Source organism: Aquiflexum sp. (genome assembly GCF_977115555.1).
Window position 1 is genome coordinate 1 of sequence record NZ_CDSBKL010000445.1, and the last position, 3161, is coordinate 3161.

Genomic DNA, 3161 nt, shown 5'->3' on the forward strand with positions numbered 1-3161 from the left:
TTGTCATCGATTTGCACAAAACTTGTATAGGGATTAATCAGTATAAATTTCACTCCGATAACATCGTTGTAATTAACGACGCCCAGATCGCATAAACAAATTCATCCAAAAAAAGTATTCCCGTTACAACAAAGGAAAATATTTTATGTATTTAAAATAAAAAGACAAATACCCCTTTGGCGTCAATAGGTCTATAAAAACAGGGAGTTGGTTGGCAGGAATTCCAAACTGACTATCGCCTTCACCAAGAAACAAAGTGTCTACACCATCATTGAGATTGATTTTCAGGTTGTTTTGAAACTTGAAAACAGGCTCAACTATAACCTCTGCACCTTGGGTGGCATAATTCCTGTCATTCAACGAATTACGGTAATACATCAAACGTAACCCTAAAAAACTACTTACTCCGTTTTTGATATCTGCCGGTGCACTGATATTGAATCTTGACTCAGTTTGCCTTTTATCATAATACCCTCCCAAAACAAATGTCTCATTCAAAGACTGCGTTGAAAGGATATGGGCTCCAACTCGGATTTCTTTATTGACATTGATATCAGTTTCTTTGCCTTGGTCATAGACAGGCGCTTGTTGGTTAAGATATTCGGCTTTTAAATTGAGGGCATACTTCTTTTGTTGACCGATATATTTATAATAGTCAAACCTGAACTTCGGATTTTGGGAAATATCCGCCAAAATGATCGAGCGGGATGATTTGCCCAAAACGTCCCTCATGGTCAGGTTGAGGAGGATTCCTGCTGAAAACTGATTGTCATAATGGACAGAGGCAAACAGTAAACTCTTTGGTTTTTCATTTGCCCGGATTACAAGGCGGTATCCATCATCATGGATTTTGATCAAAGAATAATCCACATTGTAAAACCCATTGATCCCAAAAACCCGCGACATACCTTCTCTCAATTCTCTTCGGGAGACAGTTTCACCTTCCTTGATATTCAGCTTGGATTTGATCAGGACATCCGAAAACAGGTAGTTGCCTCTCACGTCAATATCACTGATGGTGATGGGTTCTACCTCAAGCCCTATACCGGGGGTTTCTACAAAAACGCCCAAACTATCGGCAAGGTCTTTGAATCTTTGGGCATGTTTTTGACCGGCAAGGTCTCCCAATTCCAATATTTCCCGAAATTTGCTAAAGCTTCCTGTAGAATAATTTTTTAAATCTGGCTTGATGTAGATATCGGTATCCTTAATGTTCTGCCTCAATCTGCTGTAAGATTTGGACATGGCTATCTGCATTAAGATACCGGAAAAAGAACCGATTTCTTTAGGGTCAACAAAATCCTCATCTCCGACATTGACGCCTATGACAATGTCAGCGCCCATTTCTTTCACCACATCCACGGGGAAATTATTGACCACGCCACCATCGACAACCAAAGTACTGTCCATGTCAAAGGGGGTAAAAAAAGTCGGAATCGCAATACTTGCACGCAATGCATCATGAAGATATCCGCCTTTGAGGACAATCCCCTCTCCTGTCTTCACATCGGTCGTAATGCACCTGAAGGGGATAGGGAAATCATCAAAATCCGCAATGTTATTGGCCGGCCATGTGTAGTAATGCAAGGTTTCAGAAAGCATTTGGCCATGAATAAGACCGGAAGGGAGGGAAACTTTGCCTTCGATCACCGGCAATTCCACCAAATATCTATTGTAATATTCTTTTTCTTCAAAAGCAATATCGTTGAATCCAACCCTGTTGGTAATCAAAATATCCCAATCAATGTTAAGAATTATTTCTTCAAGCTCGTCTGCACTATAGCCCAAAGCATATAAGCCCCCGACCACAGATCCCATAGAGGTTCCGACAATAAAATCAGGCCGGATGCCGGCTTTTTCCATGTACCTCAAAATCCCCACATGGGCCATCCCTTTGGCACCTCCACCACTAAGGACAAGTCCAATCTTGGGTCGGTCGGTATTTTGCTTTTCTTGTGCATTCAAAAGAAAAACAATGAATACAAAAATCAGGGAGAGTAGAAGTTTCTTCATCTTAGATTGGACCTGTTGGGATTTCTATCTTTCCAAAGATAAAATTTTAAAGTCAACAGCTGCTTTGGGCAAGGGTTTTTTTACTAAGGATTCTCATTTATTGGGTTTCTTTATCAAATCCGGACTGCAATCCCGATTCTATTCTTTGAAAACCGGAATTTGAGTTTGGCCTTTTTCTTTAAGTTGGAATTTCGGATTCAAATATTTTATAGTAGGCTTGACTTCATTTTATATTAACCATAGCTTTAATAATTAAGGACTATGATTTTTAAATGCTTAATTTTTAATGGAAATTGGATATGAACAATGAAAAGCAACTCTTAAGATTTTCCGTTTATGGAGCGCTGTTTTTTGCTTTACTTGCTATTATCTGGGGAGTCCTTGAGAACTCCAAGATCATTCTTTTTGACGGAATTTACTCACTTATTAGTGTGGGGCTTTCCATAATCTCCCTCCTAACTGCCTCTTTTATGGCAAAACAGGATTTTGACCGCTTTCCGTATGGCAAAGAAATGATCCAACCAATTATTATCCTTGGAAAATTCCTTGTTATCACTATCCTCTGTCTTTTTGCTTTTTTTTCCGGGTTATCGACATTGCTTTCGGGAGGACAGGAAGTAGATGCAGGTTCAGGTTTGATATATTCCTTGATTGCTACCGTTGGATGCTATCTGGTCCATTTGTTTCTGACACGAAAACAAAAAGCAAACGGATCGGGACTTGTAGAGGCAGAATCCCAGCAATGGCTGATGGATACTTTCCTAAGTTTTGCGGTACTTGGTGGATTTGTACTTGCACTTGGATTAGGATATACAAAATGGGATTACCTCACCCCTTATATGGATCCTCTGATGGTAATTGTGGTTTCGGGATATTTTCTCAAAGTGCCGATCACCAATATGGGATTACAGATTCGGGAGGTGCTTGACATGAAGGCGGACACCAAATACCTTGACCTCTGTGATCAGATCGTTTCAGAAATTGAAAAGGAATATAATTTCCAGGAGTCATTTTTAAGGGTTTCCAAATCAGGGCCCAAGCTTTTTATAGAAATTGATTTTGTGGTTTCACTGGAAGGATGGCAGCCGACTCTTACGGAACAGGATAATATCCGTGAAGAAATCCTGACCAAAATGAAGCCTATCTCC

General features: G+C 40.0%; 2 protein-coding genes. One reads left to right on the top strand and one right to left on the bottom strand.

Annotated features, from left to right (window positions below):
- Window positions 1-123: 123 nt before the first annotated feature.
- Window positions 124-2013, bottom strand: a complete 1890-nt coding sequence (locus tag ACZFYI_RS18030) for a patatin-like phospholipase family protein (protein WP_462525514.1) — start codon at window positions 2011-2013, stop codon at window positions 124-126.
- A 299-nt stretch (window positions 2014-2312) separates the two neighbouring features.
- Here ACZFYI_RS18030 and ACZFYI_RS18035 point away from each other — a divergent pair.
- On the top strand, window positions 2313-3161 hold an 849-nt coding region (locus ACZFYI_RS18035), incomplete at its 3' end, for a cation diffusion facilitator family transporter (RefSeq protein WP_462525515.1).

Excerpts from the sequence above, each read along its gene's own strand:
- ACZFYI_RS18030 (WP_462525514.1), bottom strand. The coding sequence starts at position 2,013 with ATGAAGAAACTTCTACTCTCCCTGATTTTTGTATTCATTGTTTTTCTT.